A 22,485-nucleotide genomic window follows, 5' to 3' on the forward strand; every position below is an offset into this window, starting at 1 on the left:
GCTACTCTATTGCAGACGCGCTCGGTCTCAGTGTGTTGTTTCGCACAAGCGGCACAGCTGCCTCCTCCTAATGGGGGGGCAACCACAGCGAGGGCTACATGTTCATGCCGCCATCGACTTGTATCACCTGTCCGGCCACATAGCTCGACATGTCGCTGGCCAGGAAAGTAGCCACGTTGGCAATGTCGTCGACGGTGCCGGCACGGCGCAGCGGAATGCGCTCTACCCACTCCTTGCGTATGTTCTCGGGCAGGGCCTCGGTCATGGCCGTGTCGATAAAGCCTGGGGCAATGGCGTTGGCACGAATGCCACGACGACCCATCTCCTGGCTGATGCTCTTGGCCAGCGAGATGAGGCCGGCCTTGGAGGCGGCATAGTTGCACTGGCCAGCATTGCCGTGCACGCCCACCACCGACGACATGTTGATGATGCTGCCGCCACGCTGGCGACTCATGATGGGAGTGACAGCATGGATGAAGTTGAATGCACTCTTGAGGTTGACTGCAATCACGGCGTCCCACATGGCCTCGGTCATCTTGAGCATGAGGGCATCTTTGGTGATGCCGGCGTTGTTGACCAGGATGTCGATGTGGCCGAAATCGGCCTTCACCTGGTTCACGACCTGCTCGGTCTCGTCAAACTTTGCTGCATTGCTGGCATAGCCTTTCACCTTTACACCAAGAGCAGCAATTTCCTGCTCGGTAGCCTTGCCGTTCTCGTCGATCACGAGGTCGGTGAAGGCGACGTCGGCGCCCTCGCTGGCAAACTTCAGTGCGATAGCCTTGCCAATGCCGCGTGCAGCACCGGTGATCAAGGCAACTTTTCCTTCAAGTAATTTCATCTTGTGATTAAAAAAAATTTAGTTCGTTGATTATATATATATTGTTGTCAAATTCTATTGTCGTTGTTCAGGGGCGTGCCCTCGTGGTGGTCTTTGATGCCGTTCATGATGAAGTCTTGCAGATAGGTGCGCAGCTTGAGCCTGCTCACGCCTATGTCCTCAAAGCTGTTTCTTATATAGTGCACGTCGAGGCCCTGCATAGCCATCAAGAGTATCTCGGCAGCCTTGTCGATGTGCTTGATGCGGAAGATGCCGGCGTCGACGCCCTCCTTGAGTATCTGTTTGAGGATGATGATCTCCTTGGGAGCATTCACACGGCGTATGCGGTCGACACGGCGCACATCGAGAAAGAAGCTGGCCTTGAGCGAGCCGTTGCGGCTCACCACCTCTTTCACGGCCTCAAAGCGCATGAAGACGAAATTCATGAGTTTCTCCTCGGGGGGCAGTGGCATGTCGGGCAGCTCGGCCAGGCGGTCGACGATGATAGCGGCCTCGCGGTTGACCACTGCATTGAATATCTCGGTCTTGCTCTTGAAATAAGTGTAGATAGTGCGCCGGCCCTTGTCGCTTGCCGACGCGATATCGTTCATCGTTGTATTCTCAACTCCCTTATGTGCAAAAAGCTGACGTGCGACGTCAATCAATTTCTCTCGAGTGCGTGATACCATCTTTTTTCAGTGCCAAAAAAAATGCACATTGTGCGTTTAATTGTGCTAAATTACTCATTTTACAGGTAACTGCCAAATTTACAGTGCGAAATTACCTTTTTGCGCAATTTATAACAAAACTTCACACCGGCCACAGCACCGGCCACAGGGAGAGAAAGGGAGAGAGGAGATGACACACACACGGCCGAGCAGCAACAGTAGAGCCCGGCCGTGTGTGTGTAACGGGAGAATATCTTCAATGCTCTCAATCGAGAGCTAAATGGCGCATTTATTTACCGGCTGGCGCGCGAGCTGTTGCTGCGGGCGTCCATGTAGGTATCCTTGGTGAAAGTGTAGTTGTCGGTCACCGTCACGTGGTTGACAAAGTCGAAGATGGCCTCGGGATTGATGGCATAGCCCATGTAACGGGTCTCGAAGTGCAGGTGAGGACCCGTGCTGCGGCCCGTGTTTCCGCTCAAGGCGATGGGCTGGCCCACCTTGACATACTGGTTGGGCTTGACCAGGAAGCGCGACAGGTGGCCGTACACGGTCTCGAGCCCGTTCTCGTGGCGCACGATCACATAGAAGCCGTAGCCGCCACGCTCATACTTGGTGAGGCGCACGCGGCCGCTGAAGGCGGCGCGCACGGTGTCGCCTATGGCTGCGCGCAGGTCAACGCCCTTGTGCGAGCGGCCGAAGCGCGGGCGGTAGCCGTAGTGCGAGGTCACATAGTGGCCCTTGACCGGCAAGCTGTAGTGGCGCACGTCGATGCGCTTGCTGTAGGGCACGTGCATGTCTTTGTAGGGGTTCACCAGGCCGCTTTCCCAGCCTTCGGTGTAAATATCGGGTTCGGGCTCATCTTCTCCGTAGAGGTCTTGAGCATATTTTTGTGCCTCCTCGAGGCGTATCTGGTCCTTGATGCGCGATTGCTTGGCAAGCATGTCGCTGTGAGCTTTGCGGTAGCTCGATACCGATTGTAAATTCTGGGCCGTAGCCGTAGTAGAAAATGTTGCAGTAGCCATGACAAGGGCTGCGCCGAAAACCTTTGCAAACTTATTTAAACTCATTAAAAACACAATTTATAGCTCCTCAATGTGCATCACGACGAGAGAGGAACTTCAATTTCACGTATAGGAGCTCATGCAATCACTTTTCCCCCAAAGATGAGAAAAATGCCGAAAATAGTAGTCAAAAGTAACCAAATGCTCCGAAATTCTTCTAGTTTACCAACTATTTTCAAATTTCTAACGTCCAAAAGTAGAAAAATATTTTTTTCAACGCAAGAAAGCGCCCGCTAAAATATGTAAACTTTTGTACTCTTATCTTAATATAAATATTACAACGTGCTACTTTTCAGGATGTTACACACTATATCTATTGTTCCACAACAAATTCCAAACAATCTTAAAAACCTTAAAATCAGCACAAAAAGCCGAAAGTGTGCAATTTTTTCAACTCAGCTGATGAGGCTCCAGTCGGCCTGCTGGCCACGCAAAAAGTGCATGTGCTCATCGAGCCGGCGCCCCTCTTGGCCCTGCAGTGCGGGGTCGGCATCGAGCACGGCCATGGCATCGTTGCGTGCCATCTCCACGATAGGGCCGTCGGTGGCAAGGTTGGTGAGCTTGAGGTTGAAAGCGACACCACTCTGCTGCGTGCCTTCCATGTCGCCGGGGCCGCGCAGCTTCATGTCTTCCTCGGCTATCTTGAAGCCGTCGTTGCTTTGCACCATCACCTCGAGGCGCTTGCGCGTGTCGCCGGCAATCTGGTGCTTGGTCATCAATATGCAATAGCTCTGATCGGCCCCTCGCCCCACCCTGCCGCGCAACTGGTGCAGCTGCGAGAGGCCAAAACGCTCGGCATTCTCAATGATCATCACGCTGGCGTTGGGCACATTCACGCCCACCTCGATGACGGTGGTGGCCACGAGAATCTGGGCCTGACCGCTCACGAAGAGCTCCATTTGGTGCTGTTTTTCCTTGGGCTTCATCTTGCCGTGCACATACACCACTCTGTAGTGCGGAAACTCCTGGCTCACCGCCTCGTAGCCATTGATCAAGTCGTGCAGGTCGGTCTTCTCGGTCGACTCGATGAGCGGATACACGATGTAGGCCTGACGTCCCTGGCGCAGCTCGGTGCCCAAGAAGTGGTACACCTGCTGGCGGTCGCTCTCGTAGCGCATGCGCGTGGTCACGGGTTTGCGGCCAGGAGGCAGCTCGTCGATGACCGAGACATCGAGGTCGCCATACACGGTCATGCTCAGCGTGCGCGGTATGGGGGTGGCGGTCATCACCAGCACATGAGGCGGGGTGGAGTTTTTCTTCCACAAGCGGGAGCGCTGCACCACACCGAAGCGGTGTTGCTCGTCGATGACGGCCAGGCCCAGGTTGCGAAATTGCACCGTGTCTTCGATGAGGGCATGGGTGCCTATCAGAATCTGCAGGGAGCCGTCGAGCAAAGCGGCATGCAGGCGGTCGCGTTCTTTCTTGCCCGTGCTGCCGGTGAGCAGGCCCACGTGCACGCCTATCACGCTGGCCATCTCGCTTATCGACTCGTAGTGCTGAGTGGCCAGTATCTCGGTGGGGGCCATGATGCAGGCCTGGAAGCCGTTGTCGAGGGCGATGAGCATGGTCATGAAAGCCACGATGGTCTTGCCGCTGCCCACATCGCCCTGCAGCAGGCGGTTCATTTGGCGGCCCGAGCCCAAATCGGCCCTTATCTCCTTGATGACGCGTTTCTGGGCCCCGGTGAGCGGGAAGCGCAGTCCGCGCTCGTAGAAGCCGTTGAAGCAGTCGCCTATGTGTGAAAACACAAAGCCGGGCAACTTGGCATTGCGCCCCTTGACGTTCTTGATGATGTTGAGCTCGAGGAAAAACAGCTCTTCATACTTGAAGCGCAGCTGGGCACGCTGCATGAGCTCGACGCTGGCGGGCAGATGGATGTTGCGCAGGGCCTCGCCCAGCGAGAGCAAGCCGCGGCGGGCCCGCAGCCTGGGGGGCAGGGGGTCGGGCAGGCTGCCCACGTCGACGGCCTGCAGCATGGCGGCCACCAACTTCTGCAAGGTGCGTGAGGTGAAGTAGTGGTTGCGCAGCTTCTCGGTGAGGTTGTACACGCCCACGAGCCCCCGGGGCGCAGTCTCGGGCTTGTACACATCCACCTCGGGATGGATGATGCTGTAGGTGTTTTTGAACAGCTTGGGCTGGCCGAAGACGATGTACTCGACGCCGGTCTTGTAGGTTTCAAGCAGGCTCTTTACACGGTTGAACCACACCATCTCGATAGTGCCGGTGCCATCGGTGAACAGTGCCTGCAGGCGGCGCTTGCGGCCCTCGCCATGGGTGGTGAACGAGATGAAGCGCCCCTTGAACTGCATGCTGGGCAGTGAGTCGCCCTGCAGGCTGGAAATGGTGTAGACCTGGCTGCGGTCGATGTAGCGGAAAGGGAAATCGTAGAGCAAGTCGTAGTAGCTGCTTATGCCGAGCTCGGTGGCAAGCAAGGCTGCACGCTTCGGGCCCACGCCTTTCAGGTACTTGATGTCGAGACGAGAGAGGTCAGTCATGCGGGTGAAGCAGGTGTTGGGCGACAACGATGTCGACCGGGTGAGTGATTTTGATGTTGGTTATTTCGCCTTCAACAAGGGTGACCTGGCCACCAGCCCGCTCCCACACCGAAGCATCGTCGGTGAAAAACGGGTCGCAAGGCACATCGTAGTCGCGCTTGAGCTGCAGGGCGTCGAAGGCCTGGGGCGTCTGCACTGCACGCAGGCTGGCTCGCGGCAAGGCCTGCGACGAGCCGCGGCCGTCGAGTTGCCGCACCGAGTCGGTGACGGGCGTGACGGGCACTGCCGCCCCGCTGCTGGCTGCAGCCTGATAAATCTTGCCGATGAGCTCAACGCTCACCAGCGGGCGCACGCCGTCGTGCACGGCTACCAGGTCGCCTGGCTCAGGGTGCATCACGGCAAGGGCGTTTTTCACGCTCTGGAAGCGGCTGTCGCCTCCCTGCACCACAGCGTGGGGTGTATCGAAGTTGTGCTGCCTGCACAACTCGTGCCAGTAGCGCTGCTGCGAGGCTGGCAGCACGAGCAGTATCTCGACGTTGCCTGCCTGGTGAAACTGGTCGATGGTGCGCATGAGCACGGGGCGGCCCTCAAGGGGCACAAACTGCTTGGGCACCGGCGCGCCAAATCGCGTGCCGCTGCCGCCTGCCACAATTATCGCATATCGTTTCATCACAAGCACAAATGTAAGGAAAATTTTTCACATATCACGCAGCCCCCCCCTACCGGTACAACAACAGGCGTCCCGAGCCCGAAGGCTGGCGAGACGCCCGTTGCTATACCTGCCGAGAGGCACAAGAGGGCCCCTGTGGCAAGAGTCACAGTTTCTGGAACTCGGCGTAGACGCGGTCGGCAATTTCCTGCATCTGCTGTGCCGGCAGTTGCTTCTTGTTGTGGAAGTCCATGTCGCTCTCTGCATTGAGCGGCACCAGGTGGATGTGGCAATGGGGCACTTCCAGGCCGAGCACAGCCACGCCTATGCGCTTGCAGGGCACTGCGGCCTTGAGCGCCTGGGCCACCTTCTTGGCAAACTGCCACAGGCCCACATACTCGTCGTTGTCGAGGTCAAACAGGTAGTTCACCTCGTGCTTGGGTATCACAAGCGTGTGGCCAGCATTCACGGGGTTGATGTCGAGAAAGGCATAGTAGTGCTCACTCTCGGCACACTTGTAGCTGGGCATCTCACCTGCCACGATTTTGCTGAATATCGATGCCATATATCTAAATACAATAATTTAAAAAGTAATGCAATCTTTGTTGAATGCCGGCCGTTACAGGCCGATATCGATGATTTCAAACTTCATTGTGCCGGCAGGCACCTTCACATCGACCACGTCGCCCTTCTTGTGGCCGAGCAGGCCTTTGGCGATGGGGGTGGTGATCGAGATCTTGCCAGCCTTGAGGTCGGCCTCGGTCTCGCTCACGATTGTGTAGGTCATCTTGGCGTTGTTCTTGATATTCTTGATGGTCACCTTGTTCATGAGTTGCACCTCATCGGTCTGCAGCTTGCTCTGGTCGATGATGCGAGCCGTTGCAACCAGATTCTTGAGTTCAGAAATCTTAGCCTCCAGCATTCCTTGACGCTCCTTGGCGGCGTCATATTCTGCGTTCTCCGAGAGGTCGCCTTTCTCGCGTGCCTCCTGGATAGCCTTGACAACATCGGGGCGCTCCACGTTTTCCAGACGGTTGAGCTCGGCCATTTTCTTGTCGTAGCCTTCTTGAGTCATGTAGCTAATAGCCATGGTAAAAACTGTTTAGTCATTAGTAAAAACAAGAAGAATCTCATTAAAGTCTGAGACTCCTCGTGCCATTAATTCGTTATTTTCAACAATGCAAAGGTAGCAACTCTTTTCCGTCTTTCAAATTTATGATTGGGCAAAACACCGACTTTTCAATATAATTAACTTATCGGTTACAATTACAGTAGTGCATCGGGTCATTTGGTGAAAACATGTAACTCACACGCACCATGGCGGCCCAGCAGAAATAACGAAAAAAAGCGCCGTTAACACTATTTAACACACGCCGAAAGGCAGCAACAGAAGTCGACAAAATACACTAATTATCAATACATTAAATACACATCGCCCCTCTGTTTCGCAAAGCAAAGTTGTCAAAACATGTTTTATAACATAAATATAGATTTGCATATTGCAAAATAAACACTTTACTTTGCCTGCGAAACCGAGAAACAATCTTTTTACCTTAATTAATTTGTACCTATTGACCTAAAAAGCAATTCTTGACCGAGAATTGCTTTTTATTTTTTCCCATTGCTGCCAGTGTGTTTCAGCCATGCCGGTGCCGGCAAGGCTCAACCGAGCGGGAGCCCCGTTTCGACCAGGCTGAGAATTTGGTCAGGGCTGTTGACTATAGTGCCTGCATGGTACTCGATGAGCTCCTTCTCGGGGCGGAAGCCCCAAGTCACGCCAGCCGAGTCGACACAAGCGCGGCGGGCCGTCTCCATGTCGACACCCGAATCGCCCACATAGAGCACATCGGCCTTGGCCACCTTGGTCTTGGCCAGGATGCCAAACACGATGGAGGGGTCGGGTTTGGTCTTGACGCCCTCCTTCTGACCCTCGACAGCTGCAAAGTCAACATTGCCATAGTAGTGGGCCACGATGCGCTCGGCAGCAGCCTGGTACTTGTTGCTGGCCACCGCCACCTTCACGCCCTTGGCGCGCAGGCCCAGCAGCATGTCTTCGATGCCGGGATAGGGCTTGGTGCAATCGGTGAGATGCTCGTTGTAGTATTCCTTGAAGTCCTTGAGCAGGCGTTCCACAGTTTCGATGTCGCGCCGGTCCTCGGGCAGCACGCGCTCGATGAGGCGTCGCACGCCATTGCCCACAAAGAAAGGATAGGAGGCCATGCTGTGGGTGGCATAGCCATTCTTGTGCAAAGCATAATTGGCCGCGTTGCCCAAGTCCTCGATGGTGTTGAGCAGCGTGCCGTCTAAATCAAAAATCACTAATTTCTTTTTCATCGTCAAAAAAACGTGTGAATATATTTTAAATGTCTCGTGTATTGTTTTTTGCAACAGTGTGGCCGTAACACACACACCCCCTGCCACCGGCCTTATGAGCCACGGCTCAGAAGGGGTAGCCCACCGAGAAGTGGAACTCGGCATCGCGGTTGAAGCTGGGGTGCACAAGTGGCCAGTGCCGCTCGCCCGAGGCGGGGTTGTGGGCCTTCATGCCCATGTCGAGCCGCACCAGGAAGTAGTTGAAGTTGAGCCTTATGCCCACGCCGTAGGCCAAGGCGATCTGCTCCAGAAACTTATTGAACCTGAACACGCCTCCCTGCTGGTCGGGATACTTCTTGATGGTCCATATATTGCCGGCGTCGACAAAGACTGCGCCCTCGATGAGCCAGAACAGCTTGCTGCGCAGCTCCACATTGGCCACCAGGTGGATATCGCCGCACTGGTAGATGAAGCCGTTCACCGAGTTGCTCGAGGTGAAGCTGCCGGGTCCCAGAGTGCGCACGCCCCAGCCGCGCACATCGTTGGCACCGCCGGCATAGAAGCGTTTCTCAAACGGGGCTATGGTAGAGTTGCCGTAGGGCACAAGCAGGCCGCCGCCCACATGCCAGGCCAGCTGGTTGCGCGAGTTCAGGTTGTGGGTGAATGCATAGTCGGCCTGTGCTTTCACATATTGTGCATAGCGGGTGCCCAGCACCTTGTAGGCCTCGTCCTGGTCGTGTCTTTGGCCCGAGATTTTGGAGATGGCATAGAGCAGGTTGCCAGCCACCTCGGCCGAGGCGCGCACCGTGTAGATATTTTGCTGCTGGCTCGAGGCCAGGGGGGTGAGCTCGCGCTTGTTGGTGTGATAGAAGCTGTAGCCCATGCGCATGATCAAGTGGTCCTCGTAGGAGTATCGCAACAAGGGGTTGGAGATGCTGTCAAGAAATCCGCCCTTGCTCTTGGGCAGATACACATAGCTCAGGTCGACAATGTTGAAGGTGTGGCGCGTGAGGTTCTGCTTCTCACTCCATATATATTTCCAGCCGGCGCCGGCAATCACGCGCGTGTACTCGGGACGTGCCTGGTAGTCGAAGTTGGTGGAGAAGTCGGTGCTGGCCTGCACGCGCTGCTTAAAGCTCTTCTTGAGAAACGGGGCCACAAACTTGGGGAAGGTGATGCCCAGCTCGGCCAGATACTCAGAGTAGTTGTCGTTGATGAGGCCGTTGATGTTGCCCGATATGCTCTCGTAGCTGGCCTTGAACTTGGCATTGAGCACCTCGGAGCCGTTGAAGATGTTGCGGTGCTGATAGTCGGCGCCCACGCCGAAGCCCAGGTCGCCCTCCGAGTTGGTGCCCTCGAGCGAGAATGACACCGACTGCTTCTTGTCGCGGGTGAGCAGCACATAGGTATCGACCCACATCTTGCCGTCGACCTCGCCCACGAGCTGCGTGGTGATGTTGACAAATTTCAGGATGCCCAGGCGTCCCAGCGCCCGATAGGTCTTGTTGACGTCGGCAGCATTGTAGAGCCGGCCGGGCACGATGTAGCAGCACTCGTCGAGCAGGTGTCGACGCAGGTAGTTGTCGGTGGGGTCGGTGATGTAGGTGCAGCCGCGATACTCAGTCGTGTCGCCGTAGAAGTTGTTGTCTTGCATGGTGACTGGATCGTAGTGGGTGACAAAGGTGACACTGCGCACATAGAACTGCTTGTGGCTGTTGTAGCCAGGCACGCGGGCGAGCTGCCGCGGAGGCAGCACGTTGAGCGTGAGGTCGACGGCGCGGCTGCCGGCGGCCGTGTCGGCATAGAAGCCTATGTACTCCTTGCTGAAGGCATAGTACCCCTGGTCGCGCAAGCGCTCGGTGATGAGTTGCCGCTCGCTGTCGAGCTTGTTGTGGTCGAAGACCGAGTTTTGCCTTATGGGGAAAAGTGTGGAGTCGGCCACAATGAGGCTGCGCAGGGTGTCGTTGGGAATGTTGTAGGCAATCGAGCGCACATAGTAGGGGGCGTTGAGGCGTATGTTGTAGGTCACTCTCACCTTTTTCTTTTTGGCATTGCGCTCGACCTGGCTGGTGACGCTGTTGTTCATGTAGCCCTTGTTGACCAGAGCCATCTGCAGCTGGCTCACACTGGCCGCCGTGAGCGTGGAGTCGTAGATTACTGGAGGGGTGCCCACGCGCTGCACCCAGCGGTTGAACCACTTGGTCGAGTCCTTGCCGCTCAGGTTGTACATGGCCAGCTGCAGCTTGAGGCCGCCCAGCACCTTGTGGTTTTCGGTTTGGCGCAAGTAGTTGACGAGCTCGTAGGTGCTCACCTCCGAGTTCTTGTTTTCCTTGTCGACGATGCGCAGCGTCACGTTGTCGAGCAAGTACTGCCCTTGGGGCACATGCTTGGTCGAGGAGCACGACAAGCCCCCGAGCAGCAGCACGATGAGCGCTGCCGCCAGCAGTGACATGCGTTTAAACTTGGACACATTCATCTTGTCGCGACTTCCTTTTTTTTTCAATTGCGGTGCAAATTTACGCCATTTTTTGGGCACATGGCAAAAATAATACATTCATTTTACATGTATTTCAAAATTAATGTTTACTTTAGCAATTGAACTAAAATGAGAGAAGCAACAAGCCTCGGCCCAGCGGCCCTGGCACCAACACATAATATAATAACTCAAAAAAAAGATCTTTACACGCCCATGAAACAGTCTTATTTGTTTTTGGCCGACGGTTTCGAGGAAATCGAGGCACTCACCACAGTCGACGTCATGCGACGCGCAGGAATGCCCGTCGTCACTGTATCAATCACCAGCAGCGCCATGGTGACAGGTGCTCACCAGGTGGCCGTGAAGGCCGATGCCCTCATTGCCGATGTTGACCTGGGGCACGCTGAGTGGCTCATTTGCCCCGGCGGCATGCCGGGAGCCAGCAACCTGGCTGCCTGCGAGCCCCTCAACCAGGCACTGAAAGCACAGGCACAGGCTGGCGGCAAGGTGGCCGCCATATGCGCCTCGCCAGCAGTGGTGCTGGGCCCGCTGGGGCTGCTCGAGGGCCGCGAGGCAGTGTGCTATCCTGGCATGGAGGCCGGCATGAAGGGCGCCCGGGTGGAGTATTCCAAACCCGTGGCCATCGACGGCAACATCATCACCGGCAACGGCCCGTCGGCAGCCAACCCGTTTGCCCTGGCCATCGTGGCTCACTCGGTGGGCGAGGATGTGGCACGACGCGTGGCCGAGGGCATGCTTCTCTACGAGGGCCACTACGAGTTCTACTTTTAGCTCGCAGCCCGCGCAACACAGCATCACATGCCACGAGGAGCCTGCAGCGACTGGCAAGCGGCTCCTCGTGGTGGCTGCTGCCCTACTGCCGGAGGCTCGGGCAGAAAAAAGAATCACGGTGCGTGACGTGTGCTTGCACAAGGGTCACCCTGCGGCACCGAGTGCTGCAACAGGCCGTGCCGCCGTTTGCGAGATTGTGGGGAAATTAGTAATTTCGCAAGCCAAAGGCGGCACACTGCCGTTCAATCATAAAGAGAAACAATGACAAAGATACAAGTAAAAATCGTAAACAAGAGTCCCAACGCCCTGCCCGCCTACAGCACCGAGCAGAGCGCTGGCATGGACCTGCGCGCCTGGCTCACAGCTCCTGTCACGCTGCAGCCCCTCGAGCGCAAGCTCATCCCCACCGGTATTTCAATTGCCTTGCCCCAGGGCTACGAGTGCCAGCTGCGCCCCCGCAGCGGCATGGCCTTGAAGCGCGGCCTCACCCTGCTCAACACCCCCGGCACCATCGATGCCGACTATCGCGGCGAGATAGGCGTGATTGTGGTGAACCTGAGCAACGAGCCACAGACGATCGAAAACGGCGAGCGCCTGTGCCAGATGGTGGTGGCACGTCACGAGGCCGTCGACTGGGAGGCCGTCGACACCCTCGACAGCACCCAGCGCGGCGCCGGCGGCTTTGGGCACACGGGCACCAAGTAGCGCCTGCACGCGCATCACGCACACACACTCTCTCAACCTCCACACACTCACATTTTTCTACAACACAATGCACTCATCACGTAATATACTACTATGCCTGCTCGCAGCACTGGTCGTGCTGCCGCTCCTGGCGGCCACGCGGGCCAAGAGCACGCCCAGCGAGAGCGACCGCCGCAAGGCCCAGTACATTTTTCTTGAGGCCGAGCGCCAGAAGCAAGACGACAATGTCGAGGCCTTCTTCGACCTCACGCGATATGCCCACGCTGTCGACCCCACCAACACGGCCATATCCTACTACTACGGCTACTGCCTGCTCTCGATGCACGACGTGACCAAAGACGAGTTCCAGCAGGGCGTGAGCCTGATGCGCCAGCACGTCGACGCACACCCGGGCGACTACTACGAGTCGATGCTCTACAGCGATGCCAACTTGGCCATCGACCAAGTGCAGGAAGCCCTGCGCGTGATCAAGCAGCTGGCAGCCCAGAATCCCGGGAAGCCCGAAATCCTGATACGCGAGGCCGACTGCTACAACCGCCTGAAGGACTACCGCAACGCCATCGCCGTCTACGACAGTCTGGAGTCGACACAAGGACGCTCGGTGCAGCTCGCCGTGCGCAAGGTGCACGCCTACCAGGCCCTGGGCGACACGGCAGGGGCCCTGGGCGAGATGCACTCGCTACTGGCAACGGCCCCGCGCAATGCCGAGTACAATATCGCCATGGCATCGATGCTGCAACAGTTTGGGCAAAACGACAGCGCGCTCTACTATCTCGACTGCGCGCAGAAGTATGAGCCCGACAACGGGCAAACCTACCTGGCCAAGGCACAATACTACAACTTGACCGGCGACTCGGTGAACTACGACAAGCAGATATACCTGGCCCTGACCAGCAAGGAACTCGACGTCGACAGCAAGGAGGGCGTGCTGGCCGACTATGCCCGCCACCTGCTCATGTCGCGCGACTCGAGCCAGCGCGTAGCCACGCTGTTCAACGTGCTGCTCGAGCAGCACCCCCACGAGCCCACCATACGCAGTCTTTACAGCGAATATCTCGTTGCCAAGCAAGACTACAAGGGCGCGGCCGAGCAACTGGGCTACGAGCTCGACATGGACCCCACCGACGCCAAGGCCTGGCACAAGCTCATGCTCATCAACATGATGGACGAGAACTACCCCGCCGCCATCAAGGCTGCCAAGCGCGCCCTCGAGCTCAACCCCGACAGTATCGAGCTCTACCGCTACATTGCCCCGGCCTACTTCGAGATGAAGCAATATGACAAAGCACTGGACACCTACGACGCGGCACTGGAGAAATGCGACAGCAACGACTTTGAGCTGCGCTCCGACTTGACGGGTGGCAAGGGCGACGTGTACTTTGCTATGGGCGACACGCTCATGGCCTTTGACACCTACGAGAAATCGCTCGCCATCAACCCCGACAACACAGGCATACTCAACAACTACGCCTATTTCCTGGCCGAGTGCGACAGCGACTTGAGCAAGGCCGAGAGCATGAGCGGCCGCGCAGTGAATGCCAGTCCCAACAATTCCACCTTTCTCGACACCTATGCCTGGGTGTTTTTCAAAGAGAAAAACTACGACATGGCACTCTTCTACATAAAATCGGCCATCGACAACGACGACAGCGACAACGCCGACCTCTACCAGCACTACGGGGCCATACTCTATGCCACCGGCAAGGTCGACGAGGCCGTGGCCCAGTGGAAGAAAGCCCTGGAAATGAATCCCGACGAGAAACTCAAGGAGCTGCTCAACCGCGAGATAAACGACAAGACCTATTACGAGAAATAGCACATCACCCAACTGTAGAACATCACACACACATAGAGACAACAAGATAAAGATGAAAAAAGCAATCACACATATCACACTGGCACTGAGCCTGCTGCTCGGCCTGAGCGCATGCGGGTCGTCGAAAAGCGCCGTTGCAGGCCGCCCGGCACCCACAGGCCAGCCCGCCACAACCGTTACAGGCACGTCAACCCTCAAAGAGACCCGCTTGAGCACCATCGCCGCCTCATTTGGCAACTGGAACACGATGAAGGCCGGCGGCTCGGTGAGCCTGAGCGGCGGCCAGTCGCTGTCGTCGTCGATGCAAGTGCGCATGATAAGGGGCAAGAGCATCTACATCTCGGTGCGGCCCCTGGGCATGATCGAGGTAGCCAAGATGATCATCACCGGCGACACACTCATCGTGGTCGACAAGTTGCACAAGCGCTACCTGTGCGAGAATGTGAAACTGCTCACCGCCGGCGTCCCAGCCACAGTGAGCACCCTGCAAGACATCTTCCTGGGGCGCGCCTTTGTGCTTGGCAAGGGCACACTCAACAGCGGCCTGGCCAGCGAGGTGACGCTCACCCACGTCGACGGCAGCTACATGGTGCAGCCCAAAGAGCAATACCAGGGCTTCACCTACGACTTCAAGTTTGACCAAGACAACAAGATCGTATCGCTCGAGGTGACCCCCGCCACCGCCGCTGCCAGCACCTATGCCGTCGACTACAGTGACGTGCGTGCCACGGCAGCCGGACGCATCGCCGGCCGCATCGACGTGGCCACACGAGTGAACAAAACCGATTTCAAGCTCAAGCTCGAGTATGGCGGTATCACTTGGAACGAGGCCGTAAAAATCGACACCCAGCTACCCGAAAACTACAAGCGAATCGCAGGCGCAAGCCTGCTCAACATGTTAGGCCAACAATGATCGAAATTTTGCAATACACCCCCGAGTACCACTTGCAGTGGGACGAGTTTGTTAACGCCTCGCGCAACGGCACCTTTCTGTTCTACCGCAAGTATATGGAGTACCACAGCGACCGTTTCACCGACTGCTCGCTCATTGCGCAACGCGACGGCAAGCTCCTGGCCATGCTGCCAGCCAACCGCGACGGCCAGGTGCTCTACTCCCACCAGGGACTCACCTTCGGCAGCTGGATTGTGCCGCTCAAGCACTTCGACGTGACTGTGATGCTCGAGATATGGGATGCAGCCGCCGCGTGGCTCAAGAAGCACGGCATAGCCACAGTCATCTACAAGGCAGTGCCCCACATCTATCACCGCTATCCTTGCGAGGAAGACCTCTACGCCCTGTTTCGCCACAACGCCACGCTCGTCGAGAGCAACATCTCCACCACCATTCTGCTCGAGGACCCCCTGGGCTTTGACCGCGGCAACAAGAGCGGCACGAACGCAGCCCGCAAGGCCGGGGTCGTCGTCGAGGAGAGCGAGGACTGGGCCGGCTACTGGCAGGTGCTCGACCAGGTGCTCATGGAGCGTCACGACACCCACCCGGTGCACTCGCTCGCCGAGATAGAACTGCTGCACGACCGCTTTCCGCAAAACATCAGGCTCTATACCGCCACCCTGCCCCCGGCCTGCGACGACGGCAAGGCCGAGATTGTGGCCGGCGTGGTCATGTACTTCACACGCGCAGTGGCCCACAGCCAGTATATCGCCTCATCGCCCCGCGGGCGCGAGCTGAAGGCGCTGCCGCTGCTCTTCGACACCCTCATCAAGAGCGCACAGGAGGCAGGCTACAAGTACTTCGACTTCGGCATTTCCAACGAGAATCACGGCCGCTACCTTAACAGCGGCCTGGTGCAGCAGAAGTCGCGCATGGGTGGCCGGGGCATCGTGTACAACACCTACAAGATCGCACTCTGACCGCAACAACCGTGATGGCAGGCAAGAGCAACATATCGCGCGTGGCCATGAAAGCCATGGGCATCTTCGGCGGGGTGCAAATGGCGAGCATCGTGTGCTCGATTGTGCGCACCAAGCTCGTGGCCCTGTGGATAGGTCCTGTGGGCGTGGGACTCTTCGGCCTTTTCAACCAGGCACTCGACACCATCAACACAGCTGCCAACCTGGGCACGCGCCAGAGCAGCGTGCGCGACATCTCGCAGGCTGTGGAGCGAGGCGACACCCGGCTCATTGCCAAGATAGTGGCTGTGGTGCGCCGCTGGTCGCTGTGGCTGGGTCTTGGCGGCGCCACGCTCACCATGGCCCTGGCGCCGGTGCTGAGCCGTTGCACCTTCGGCGACGAGCGGCACGTGTGGGGCTTTGTGGCCCTGGCTGCCGCGGTGCTGCTCATGACGGTGGCCAATGGCGAGTATGCCGTGTTTCAAGGTCTGGCCAGGCTCAAGCGGCTGGCCAGTGCCACCCTGTGGGGCACAGTCGCCGGACTTGTCATCTCGATACCGCTATTCTACTACTTGCGCGAGAAGAGCATCGTGCCCAGCATCGTGGCCTATGCCGCCGGCTGCGCCTTCTTTGCCCTGGTCATGCGCGACAGGCGGCATCCCGCACCCAGCATCACCCCCCGCGAGACTGTGGCACTGGGCAAGGGCTTTGTGAAGCTGGGCATTTTCATGACCCTGGGCAACTTTGTGACCATGCTTGCAGCCTATGTGTTCAATGCCTGGCTCAACACCCACGCCGGCACTCACGAGGTGGGCTTGTACCAGGCAGGCTACACGCTGGTGTACAAGTACACCGGTCTGGTGCTCACGGCCCTGGGCATGGAGTACTACCCTCGCCTGGCGCGCGTGGCATCGAGCAAAATGCGCTTGCGCGCCTTTGTGTCGCAAGAAATCAACATTGCCATGATTGTGATGGCGCCCATTGCCACCCTGTTCATCCTGCTGCGCGGGCCTGTCGTGTGGTTGCTCTATGCACCCGAGTTCAGTCCCATCGTCACCTTTGCCTCGTGGATAATGATAGGCACCATCTTCAGGGCAGTGTCGTGGAGCATAGCCTTTGTGACCCTGGCCAAGGGTGCCGGCAAGGTGTATCTCGCGACCGAGAGCATCGATGCCGTGACCGGGCTGGTGCTCAACATCGTGTTCTACCGCCAGTGGGGGCTCACGGGGCTGGGACTGTCGTTTGTAGTGTGGTACGTTCTCTACACGATTCTCGTGTGGGTGGTGTACAGGCGCGTGTTTCACCTCACCCTCACGGGCAAGTGCCTCTACAATGTAGTCTGGGCCTTGGTCGCCTCGCTCGCCGTGCTCCTGGCCATGGAGCACGGCCTTGTGGCTGTGGCGGCTGGTCTCACGGCGGCAACCGTAACTGCGGGTGTGTTCATGGCCAAGAAGGCGCTGCGGCTGTAGCCTGCCCACGCGCCCGGCTCAATTCAGTTTTGTCATGTGATAACCCAAGTGGTGCAACTCCAGGGCCATGCCCATGAGATAGAGTTGGTGCAGACAGGCCACATAGGCCCTGAAGGCCTCGGGCGTGCCGGGCTCGATGTGCTGGTGACGCAGGGCGGCATAGGTGCGCTCGGCCGTGTCGGCCACCAGGCGCTCGATGGCGTCGTAGTCGTTGCCCTTGAGCAAGAGCACATCCTGGCGCACATACTCGTCGAGGTTGTCGTAGCCACGCTTGTCGCGCATGTAGGTGTACAGGTCGGCAATGTGGGCATAGATGCCCCAGTCGTCGTCCCAATAGCGAGCTACAGCCATGCCTATATACATCATCCAGCCCAGCGAGGCAGTGGGATACTGGGCAAACTCGCGTATGCCGTCGGGGGCATAGGACTGCGCTATGGCCTCCCATCGCTGCTCCACGTCGGGGCACTCGGGAAATTGCTTGTCGACAAGCCCCTGGGCCAGGAAGTGCTGGTGCAGGTCGTCGTGCAGTTGCTGCTCAAAAGTCATGGGCCGTTATTTTTTCTATGTTTTTCTATTTCCAAGAGTGATACACACACTCGCTGGTGGTGATGGCCTGGGTGGTCGATTCGGTCTCGGCAATTGTAATGCTATCGACAATCTTCCGGATCCAACCGTTGACATAGCAGTCATAGACGGTGGCGTCTGTCTTCTTGCGGCCCTGCCCCAACTGAGCCTTGAGCTGCTCCTTGATCATGGGCAGCATCGAGGCGGGCATCGAGGCGAGCAGCTGCTTCAACATGGGGGTCTGCATGGCCTCGTCCAGGAGATCGTCGGCGCTCTGCACGGCGGTTAATGCCCGCTCCACATGTGCCCCCTCGAGCTGGGTGGCCGGCTTGTAGACGGTGTACTCGCCGCCGGCAATGTTCTTGCCATAGAGGTACAGGGGCGATGTGGCAATCAACTGCAGCAACCGTTCCTTGGACACACGGGCTTGCAAGGTGCTGTCGAAAGCTTGTTTCGGCATCACCATCTCCAGGTCGAAGCTCTGCGACTTGGCGTAGGCGGCAATCCAGTTGTACAGCGAGTCGCACATGCGGCGGGAGGCCTCCTGCAACGGCTGCCAGTTGAGCACATCCACGGGCTTGCCGCTCGAGTCGGTGGCATAGAGCACGCGCAGGTTGAGCAGGGCGGCGTTGCCGCTCATCAAGGCCAGGAGCGTGTCGGCCACCGCATTGTGTCCCTCGGTCACCCGCGAGCTGCTCGCGAGAGTGTTCACAGCCACAACATAGCCTGTGGCCGTGCGTTGCAGCACGGTCACGGCCTCATCGGCCTGTGCCTCGATGCGAGTCGATTCACCGTCACGTGTGATGACCGTCGACATCGTCTTGTGATACACCAGCGAGTCGCCCACTTGCCAGCGGGGCACGATGGTCGCCTGCTGCGCCCACAGCGCGAGGGCAGCGAGGCCCGAAATCAAAAATAAAGCTACACGTTTCATGACAACCTGTTAAGCGTAATTGAAAAAGTAGGCTCGGCGCGTCACTGCTGCTTGCTGGCAAAGCGCTCGGCCTGCTCGGCAATGAGAGCGGCATCGTTGAAGTAGTCGATGCGCATGGCGTGGCGCACCTCGTCGATGGTGCGGGCAGCTACCTCGCGGGCACTCTCGGTGCCCTTCTTCAAGATGTTGTAAACCTCGGGGATGTCTTTTTCAAACTCGCGACGACGCTCGCGCATGGGCTCCAGGGTGCGGTTGAGCACCCGGTTGAGGAACTTCTTGCACTTCATGTCGCCCAAGCCACCCTTGCAATAGTGCTCCTTGAGCTCGTCGAGGCCGCTGTACTCGGGCCAGCACTCAGCAAAGTCCTCGGGCGTGCTGAAGGCGTCGAGATAGGTAAACACCATGTTGCCCTCGACGTGGCCGGGGTCGTTGAGGTTGACGTGGGTGGGGTCGGTGTACATCGAGCGCACCTTCTGCCACACCTCGTCGGCAGTGTCGCTCAGGTAGATGCAGTTGCCCAGGCTCTTGCTCATCTTGGCCTTGCCGTCGATGCCCGGCAGGCGGCGGCATGCCCCCTCGGGAGGCAGCATGATGCTGGGCTCTACAAGCACGGGGCCATAGGTGTTGTTGAAGCGGTTCACCAGCTCGCGAGTGACCTCGAGCATGGGCTCCTGGTCCTCGCCGGCAGGCACGATGTTGGCCTTGAAGAGCGTAATGTCGGCCGCCTGGCTCACCGGGTAGCAGAAAAAGCCCAGCGGGATGTTGGCCTCGAAGTTGCGCATCTTGATTTCGGTCTTCACCGTGGGGTTGCGTTGCACGCGCGACACGGTGATGAGGTTCATCAAGTAGGTAGTGAGCTCGCTCAGCTCAGGAATCTGGCTTTGTATAAATAGCGTGCACTTCTCGGGGTCGAGGCCGGCGGCAAGATAGTCGAGCGCCACCTCGATGATGTTTTGACGTATTTTTTCCGGGTTGTCGGCATTGTCGGTCAAGGCCTGCACATCGGCCATAAACACAAACATGCGGTCGTAGTCACCCTCGTTTTGCAGCTCCACGCGGCGGCGCAGCGAGCCCACATAGTGGCCCACATGCAGTCGGCCCGTGGGACGGTCGCCCGTCAATATTACTTTTCCCATTTTTATAAGTATTCAGTCGTTAGTTATTCTTCATGCAAAGGTAGCGCAAAAACGCGGCACGCAAAAATATTTGCGCCATTTTTATGTTCTCGGGCTCACTTCAAGCCCGCGCCTGCCAGAAATTGAGCGAGCTGCCCCCCAAGGGCGATTTTGGAAATCACGGCAAAATATATATCTTTGCAAGTACTATGACAGAAGAAGAGAAACTCCACATCGAAGAGGAAACAGTGAAGATGCTCAAGACGGTGTTTGACCCCGAGATTCCGGTCGACATCTACAGCTTGGGGCTGGTCTACAAAATCGACGTCGACAACGAGGGCAACGTGCAAATCGACATGACACTCACGGCGCCCACCTGCCCCATGGGCGACTTCCTCTTTGAGGACATACGCCAGAAGGTGGAAAGCATCGAGGGCGTGAAGAGCGTGAACGTGCAACTCGTGTTTGAGCCCGAATGGGACCAAAGCATGATGAGCGACGAGGCCAAGATGGAACTGGGCATGCTGTGAGGCTCCCTCGGCTGTAGCGTGAGATGGACAGCAAGAAAGTGACATATTTCCTGAGCGACCTGCACCTGGGCGCCACCTACCTCGAGGACCCTCGGGGCAACGAGGCGCGTGTGGCACGGTTTCTCGACAGCATTCACGACACGGCCCAGGCCGTGTACTTGCTGGGCGATATACTCGACTACTGGTATGAGTACAAGACGGTGGTGCCGCGCGGCTACATCAGGTTTCTGGGCGCCCTGGCCCGTCTGGCCGATGCCGGCGTGCCCGTGTACTGGATGACGGGCAACCACGACGTGTGGCTCTTCGACTACCTGCGCGACGAGATAGGGCTCACGGTGCTGCACAAGCACGTGACCACCAGCATCATGGGGCACGAGTTTCTGCTCTCGCACGGCGACGACGTGGGCTACCAGCGGCCCATGTACCGCTTCATGCGCATGTGCTTCAACAGCCGCGTGTGCCAGGTGCTCTATGCCGCCATACACCCGCGCTGGACCTATGCCATAGCCCACGGCTGGAGCACGCAGAACCGCACCCACCGCCGGCAAAAGGAAATGGTGGCCCGCATAGCACGCGGCGTGAAAAACCTCATCGACTTCTCGAGCGAGCACTCGCAGCAACACCCCGAGGTGAAGCACTATGTGTACGGGCACCTGCACACGGCGCGGCACGAGTACCTGGCCACGGGGGCCGATGTCACCTTTCTGGGCGACTGGATAAGGCAATACACCTATGCCACCTTCGACGGCACACAGATGCAGCTGCACAAGTATGAGGGCTAAAAGGCGGGGCTCTGCATGCACACTGCCGCCTCACTGCCTGCAAGCCGTGCAGCCTGCCACACTACAAAGAAAACAAAACGAGAACCTAATATATATAATATACAATCATGACGAGAATGAACTGGGATGCCCTCATATGTGATGTGCGGCTGGGGCTCGAGCACTACCACGACGACAACAAGGGCGGCGTGCGCAGCGACTTTGAGCGCGACTTCGACCGCCTGGTGTTCTCATCGCCCTTCAGGCGCCTGCAAAACAAGACCCAGGTGTTTCCGCTACCGGGCAGCATCTTTGTACACAACCGCCTCACCCACTCGCTCGAGGTGTCGTGTGTGGGCAAGTCGCTCGCCGGCGAGGTAGCCAAGCGCCTGATGCTGAAGTATGCCGGCGAGCCCTGGGCCACACGCCTGCCCGCCATGAGCGAGATTGTGGCAGCCGCCTGCCTGGCCCACGACCTGGGCAACCCGCCCTTCGGGCACTCGGGCGAGAAAACGATAGGGGCCTACTTCAGCGAGGGCGGCGGGCAGGTGCTCAAGCCTCACCTCAACGAGCGCCAGTGGGACGACTTGATACACTTTGAGGGCAATGCCAACAGCTTCCGCACCCTTGTGCACCAGTTCAAGGGACGCCGGCCGGGCGGCTTTGCCATGACCTATTCCACCCTGGCCACCATTGTCAAGTACCCCTACTCCTCGTCGCAAGCCGGCGAAAATGGAAAATTTGGCTACTTCACCACCGAGCAGGCCCTCTTTGAGCGCATAGCCGAGCGCGTGGGGCTCATTGCCCTGGGCAAGGGGCGCTACTGCCGCCACCCGCTGGTGTACCTGCTCGAGGCGGCCGACGACATATGCTACCAAGTGATGGACATCGAAGACGGGCACAAGCTCAAAATCATAGGCACTCAGGAGACCCTCGACCTGCTGCTGGGCTACTTCGGCAGCGAGCGGCAGGCCCACATGCGAGATGTGATGAGCCACGTGGCCGACCCCAACGAGAAGGTGGCCTACATGCGCTCGTGCGTGGTGGGGCTGCTGGTGCAGGAGTGCGCACGCACCTTTATCGAGCACGAAGACGAAATCATGCAGGGCCGATTCACGGGCAGCCTCATCGACCACATAGGCGCGGTGCCGGCGGCGGGCTACAAGCGTTGCAGCGAGATGGCCTATGCGCGGCTCTACCGTGCCGGCTATGTCGTCGACGTGGACCTGGCCGGCAACCGCATCATCACCTTGCTGCTCGACAAGCTCATCGATGCCGTGATGCACCCCGAGCGCAACTACTCGCAACTGCTGCTCAACAAGTTTCCGCAACAATACGACGTGCACGCCCCCTCGCTCTTTGAGAAAGTGCAGGCCGTGCTCGACCACATCAGCGCCATGACCGACGTGTATGCCCTCAACCTCTACCGCCAGCTCAACGGCATCGCCCTGCCCACAGTGTAGCGG

The 22,485-nt window shown here is 58.0% G+C and carries 21 protein-coding genes; 9 read left to right on the forward strand and 12 right to left on the reverse strand.

Translation table 11 applies throughout. The features are described 5' to 3' along the window. Nucleotides 1-94 precede the first annotated feature (94 nt). The 9 genes from fabG to tamL form a co-directional block, all read right to left on the reverse strand. Entirely contained in the window at nt 95-841 is a 747-nt protein-coding gene (gene fabG / locus GF423_RS03400) for a 3-oxoacyl-[acyl-carrier-protein] reductase (protein WP_154327058.1), read from the reverse strand. 47 nt (nt 842-888) lie between these two features. Beyond that, on the reverse strand, nt 889-1,509 hold the full coding sequence (locus GF423_RS03405) for a TetR/AcrR family transcriptional regulator (RefSeq protein WP_154327059.1): 621 nt from the start codon (nt 1,507-1,509) through the stop codon (nt 889-891). A 272-nt stretch (nt 1,510-1,781) separates the two neighbouring features. After that, nucleotides 1,782-2,555, reverse strand: coding sequence for a M23 family metallopeptidase (locus GF423_RS14245; protein WP_154327060.1), 774 nt, complete (start codon nt 2,553-2,555; stop codon nt 1,782-1,784). Nucleotides 2,556-2,944: 389 nt separating this feature from the next. Further along, the gene (gene recG, locus GF423_RS03415; RefSeq protein WP_154327061.1) at nt 2,945-5,044 is read right to left on the reverse strand and encodes an ATP-dependent DNA helicase RecG; all 2,100 of its coding nucleotides are present in this window, start codon (nt 5,042-5,044) and stop codon (nt 2,945-2,947) included. Next, nucleotides 5,037-5,714: a 2-C-methyl-D-erythritol 4-phosphate cytidylyltransferase gene (locus GF423_RS03420; RefSeq protein WP_154327062.1), complete on the reverse strand. Its 678-nt coding sequence runs from the start codon at nt 5,712-5,714 to the stop codon at nt 5,037-5,039. Before GF423_RS03420 ends, recG begins: the two co-directional genes overlap by 8 nt. Before the next feature lie 145 nt (nt 5,715-5,859). Further along, on the reverse strand, nt 5,860-6,258 hold the full coding sequence (locus GF423_RS03425) for an HIT family protein (protein WP_154327063.1): 399 nt from the start codon (nt 6,256-6,258) through the stop codon (nt 5,860-5,862). A gap of 54 nt (nt 6,259-6,312) precedes the next feature. Further along, the gene (gene greA, locus GF423_RS03430; RefSeq protein WP_154327064.1) at nt 6,313-6,783 is read right to left on the reverse strand and encodes a transcription elongation factor GreA; all 471 of its coding nucleotides are present in this window, start codon (nt 6,781-6,783) and stop codon (nt 6,313-6,315) included. A 572-nt stretch (nt 6,784-7,355) separates the two neighbouring features. Continuing rightward, nucleotides 7,356-8,027 carry an HAD family hydrolase gene (locus GF423_RS03435; RefSeq protein WP_154327065.1) on the reverse strand — a complete coding sequence of 224 codons (672 nt, stop codon included), beginning with the start codon at nt 8,025-8,027 and terminating at the stop codon, nt 7,356-7,358. A 106-nt stretch (nt 8,028-8,133) separates the two neighbouring features. Next, a complete protein-coding gene (gene tamL, locus GF423_RS03440; protein ID WP_235911768.1) occupies nt 8,134-10,509 on the reverse strand; it encodes a translocation and assembly module lipoprotein TamL in 2,376 nt (791 codons plus the stop codon). Between the two features lie 186 nt (nt 10,510-10,695). On the opposite strand from tamL, the gene GF423_RS03445 reads away from it, so the two are divergent. The 6 genes from GF423_RS03445 to GF423_RS03470 all read left to right on the forward strand — a co-directional run bounded on the left by GF423_RS03445 (nt 10,696) and on the right by GF423_RS03470 (nt 17,115). After that, nucleotides 10,696-11,274: a DJ-1 family glyoxalase III gene (locus GF423_RS03445; RefSeq protein ID WP_154327066.1), complete on the forward strand. Its 579-nt coding sequence runs from the start codon at nt 10,696-10,698 to the stop codon at nt 11,272-11,274. A 270-nt stretch (nt 11,275-11,544) separates the two neighbouring features. Next, nucleotides 11,545-11,979, forward strand: a complete 435-nt coding sequence (gene dut, locus GF423_RS03450; protein WP_154328967.1) for a dUTP diphosphatase — start codon at nt 11,545-11,547, stop codon at nt 11,977-11,979. A 67-nt stretch (nt 11,980-12,046) separates the two neighbouring features. Then, nucleotides 12,047-13,795 (forward strand): tetratricopeptide repeat protein, encoded by a 1,749-nt coding sequence (locus GF423_RS03455; RefSeq protein ID WP_154327067.1) that lies wholly within the window; start codon nt 12,047-12,049, stop codon nt 13,793-13,795. A gap of 52 nt (nt 13,796-13,847) precedes the next feature. Continuing rightward, entirely contained in the window at nt 13,848-14,708 is an 861-nt protein-coding gene (gene lolB1 / locus GF423_RS03460; protein ID WP_154327068.1) for a lipoprotein insertase outer membrane protein LolB1, read from the forward strand. Beyond that, entirely contained in the window at nt 14,705-15,667 is a 963-nt protein-coding gene (locus GF423_RS03465; protein ID WP_154327069.1) for a GNAT family N-acetyltransferase, read from the forward strand. The genes lolB1 and GF423_RS03465 overlap by 4 nt, the downstream gene beginning before the upstream one ends. 14 nt (nt 15,668-15,681) lie before the next feature. Next, on the forward strand, nt 15,682-17,115 hold the full coding sequence (locus GF423_RS03470) for an oligosaccharide flippase family protein (RefSeq protein ID WP_206113350.1): 1,434 nt from the start codon (nt 15,682-15,684) through the stop codon (nt 17,113-17,115). Nucleotides 17,116-17,133: 18 nt separating this feature from the next. Here GF423_RS03470 and GF423_RS03475 read toward each other — a convergent pair whose 3' ends face one another. The 3 genes from GF423_RS03475 to trpS are packed head-to-tail and all read right to left on the reverse strand — an operon-like array spanning nt 17,134 to nt 19,749. Continuing rightward, a complete protein-coding gene (locus GF423_RS03475; protein ID WP_154327071.1) occupies nt 17,134-17,661 on the reverse strand; it encodes a hypothetical protein in 528 nt (175 codons plus the stop codon). A 25-nt stretch (nt 17,662-17,686) separates the two neighbouring features. Then, a complete protein-coding gene (locus tag GF423_RS03480; protein WP_154327072.1) occupies nt 17,687-18,613 on the reverse strand; it encodes a hypothetical protein in 927 nt (308 codons plus the stop codon). Between the two features lie 41 nt (nt 18,614-18,654). Further along, on the reverse strand, nt 18,655-19,749 hold the full coding sequence (trpS, locus tag GF423_RS03485; RefSeq protein ID WP_154327073.1) for a tryptophan--tRNA ligase: 1,095 nt from the start codon (nt 19,747-19,749) through the stop codon (nt 18,655-18,657). A gap of 188 nt (nt 19,750-19,937) precedes the next feature. Between trpS and GF423_RS03490 the strand changes: the two genes are divergently transcribed. The 3 genes from GF423_RS03490 (at nt 19,938) to dgt (ending at nt 22,482) form a co-directional block, all read left to right on the forward strand. After that, nucleotides 19,938-20,258, forward strand: coding sequence for a metal-sulfur cluster assembly factor (locus GF423_RS03490; RefSeq protein ID WP_154327074.1), 321 nt, complete (start codon nt 19,938-19,940; stop codon nt 20,256-20,258). 23 nt (nt 20,259-20,281) lie between these two features. Continuing rightward, nucleotides 20,282-21,040: a UDP-2,3-diacylglucosamine diphosphatase gene (locus GF423_RS03495; RefSeq protein WP_154327075.1), complete on the forward strand. Its 759-nt coding sequence runs from the start codon at nt 20,282-20,284 to the stop codon at nt 21,038-21,040. Nucleotides 21,041-21,156: 116 nt separating this feature from the next. Beyond that, nucleotides 21,157-22,482: a dGTP triphosphohydrolase gene (dgt, locus tag GF423_RS03500; protein WP_154328968.1), complete on the forward strand. Its 1,326-nt coding sequence runs from the start codon at nt 21,157-21,159 to the stop codon at nt 22,480-22,482. Nucleotides 22,483-22,485 lie beyond the last annotated feature (3 nt).

It is taken from the genome of Sodaliphilus pleomorphus, assembly GCF_009676955.1.
GTDB classification, from domain to species: Bacteria; Bacteroidota; Bacteroidia; order Bacteroidales; family Muribaculaceae; genus Sodaliphilus; species Sodaliphilus pleomorphus.

What these genes read in the sequence shown, in the direction of transcription:
- GF423_RS14245 (WP_154327060.1), bottom strand. Translation starts at nt 2,555, where the DNA reads ATGAGTTTAAATAAGTTTGCAAAGGTTTTCGGCGCAGCCCTTGTCATG.
- GF423_RS03405 (WP_154327059.1), bottom strand. Translation starts at nt 1,509, where the DNA reads ATGGTATCACGCACTCGAGAGAAATTGATTGACGTCGCACGTCAGCTT.
- GF423_RS03445 (WP_154327066.1), top strand. Translation starts at nt 10,696, where the DNA reads ATGAAACAGTCTTATTTGTTTTTGGCCGACGGTTTCGAGGAAATCGAG.
- fabG (WP_154327058.1), bottom strand. Translation starts at nt 841, where the DNA reads ATGAAATTACTTGAAGGAAAAGTTGCCTTGATCACCGGTGCTGCACGC.
- GF423_RS03465 (WP_154327069.1), top strand. Translation starts at nt 14,705, where the DNA reads ATGATCGAAATTTTGCAATACACCCCCGAGTACCACTTGCAGTGGGAC.
- GF423_RS03455 (WP_154327067.1), top strand. Translation starts at nt 12,047, where the DNA reads ATGCACTCATCACGTAATATACTACTATGCCTGCTCGCAGCACTGGTC.
- trpS (WP_154327073.1), bottom strand. Translation starts at nt 19,749, where the DNA reads ATGGGAAAAGTAATATTGACGGGCGACCGTCCCACGGGCCGACTGCAT.
- GF423_RS03420 (WP_154327062.1), bottom strand. Translation starts at nt 5,714, where the DNA reads ATGAAACGATATGCGATAATTGTGGCAGGCGGCAGCGGCACGCGATTT.
- recG (WP_154327061.1), bottom strand. Translation starts at nt 5,044, where the DNA reads ATGACTGACCTCTCTCGTCTCGACATCAAGTACCTGAAAGGCGTGGGC.
- GF423_RS03435 (WP_154327065.1), bottom strand. Translation starts at nt 8,027, where the DNA reads ATGAAAAAGAAATTAGTGATTTTTGATTTAGACGGCACGCTGCTCAAC.
- GF423_RS03475 (WP_154327071.1), bottom strand. Translation starts at nt 17,661, where the DNA reads ATGACTTTTGAGCAGCAACTGCACGACGACCTGCACCAGCACTTCCTG.
- lolB1 (WP_154327068.1), top strand. Translation starts at nt 13,848, where the DNA reads ATGAAAAAAGCAATCACACATATCACACTGGCACTGAGCCTGCTGCTC.
- GF423_RS03425 (WP_154327063.1), bottom strand. Translation starts at nt 6,258, where the DNA reads ATGGCATCGATATTCAGCAAAATCGTGGCAGGTGAGATGCCCAGCTAC.
- greA (WP_154327064.1), bottom strand. Translation starts at nt 6,783, where the DNA reads ATGGCTATTAGCTACATGACTCAAGAAGGCTACGACAAGAAAATGGCC.
- GF423_RS03480 (WP_154327072.1), bottom strand. Translation starts at nt 18,613, where the DNA reads ATGAAACGTGTAGCTTTATTTTTGATTTCGGGCCTCGCTGCCCTCGCG.
- GF423_RS03495 (WP_154327075.1), top strand. Translation starts at nt 20,282, where the DNA reads ATGGACAGCAAGAAAGTGACATATTTCCTGAGCGACCTGCACCTGGGC.
- GF423_RS03470 (WP_206113350.1), top strand. Translation starts at nt 15,682, where the DNA reads ATGGCAGGCAAGAGCAACATATCGCGCGTGGCCATGAAAGCCATGGGC.
- GF423_RS03490 (WP_154327074.1), top strand. Translation starts at nt 19,938, where the DNA reads ATGACAGAAGAAGAGAAACTCCACATCGAAGAGGAAACAGTGAAGATG.
- dgt (WP_154328968.1), top strand. Translation starts at nt 21,157, where the DNA reads ATGAACTGGGATGCCCTCATATGTGATGTGCGGCTGGGGCTCGAGCAC.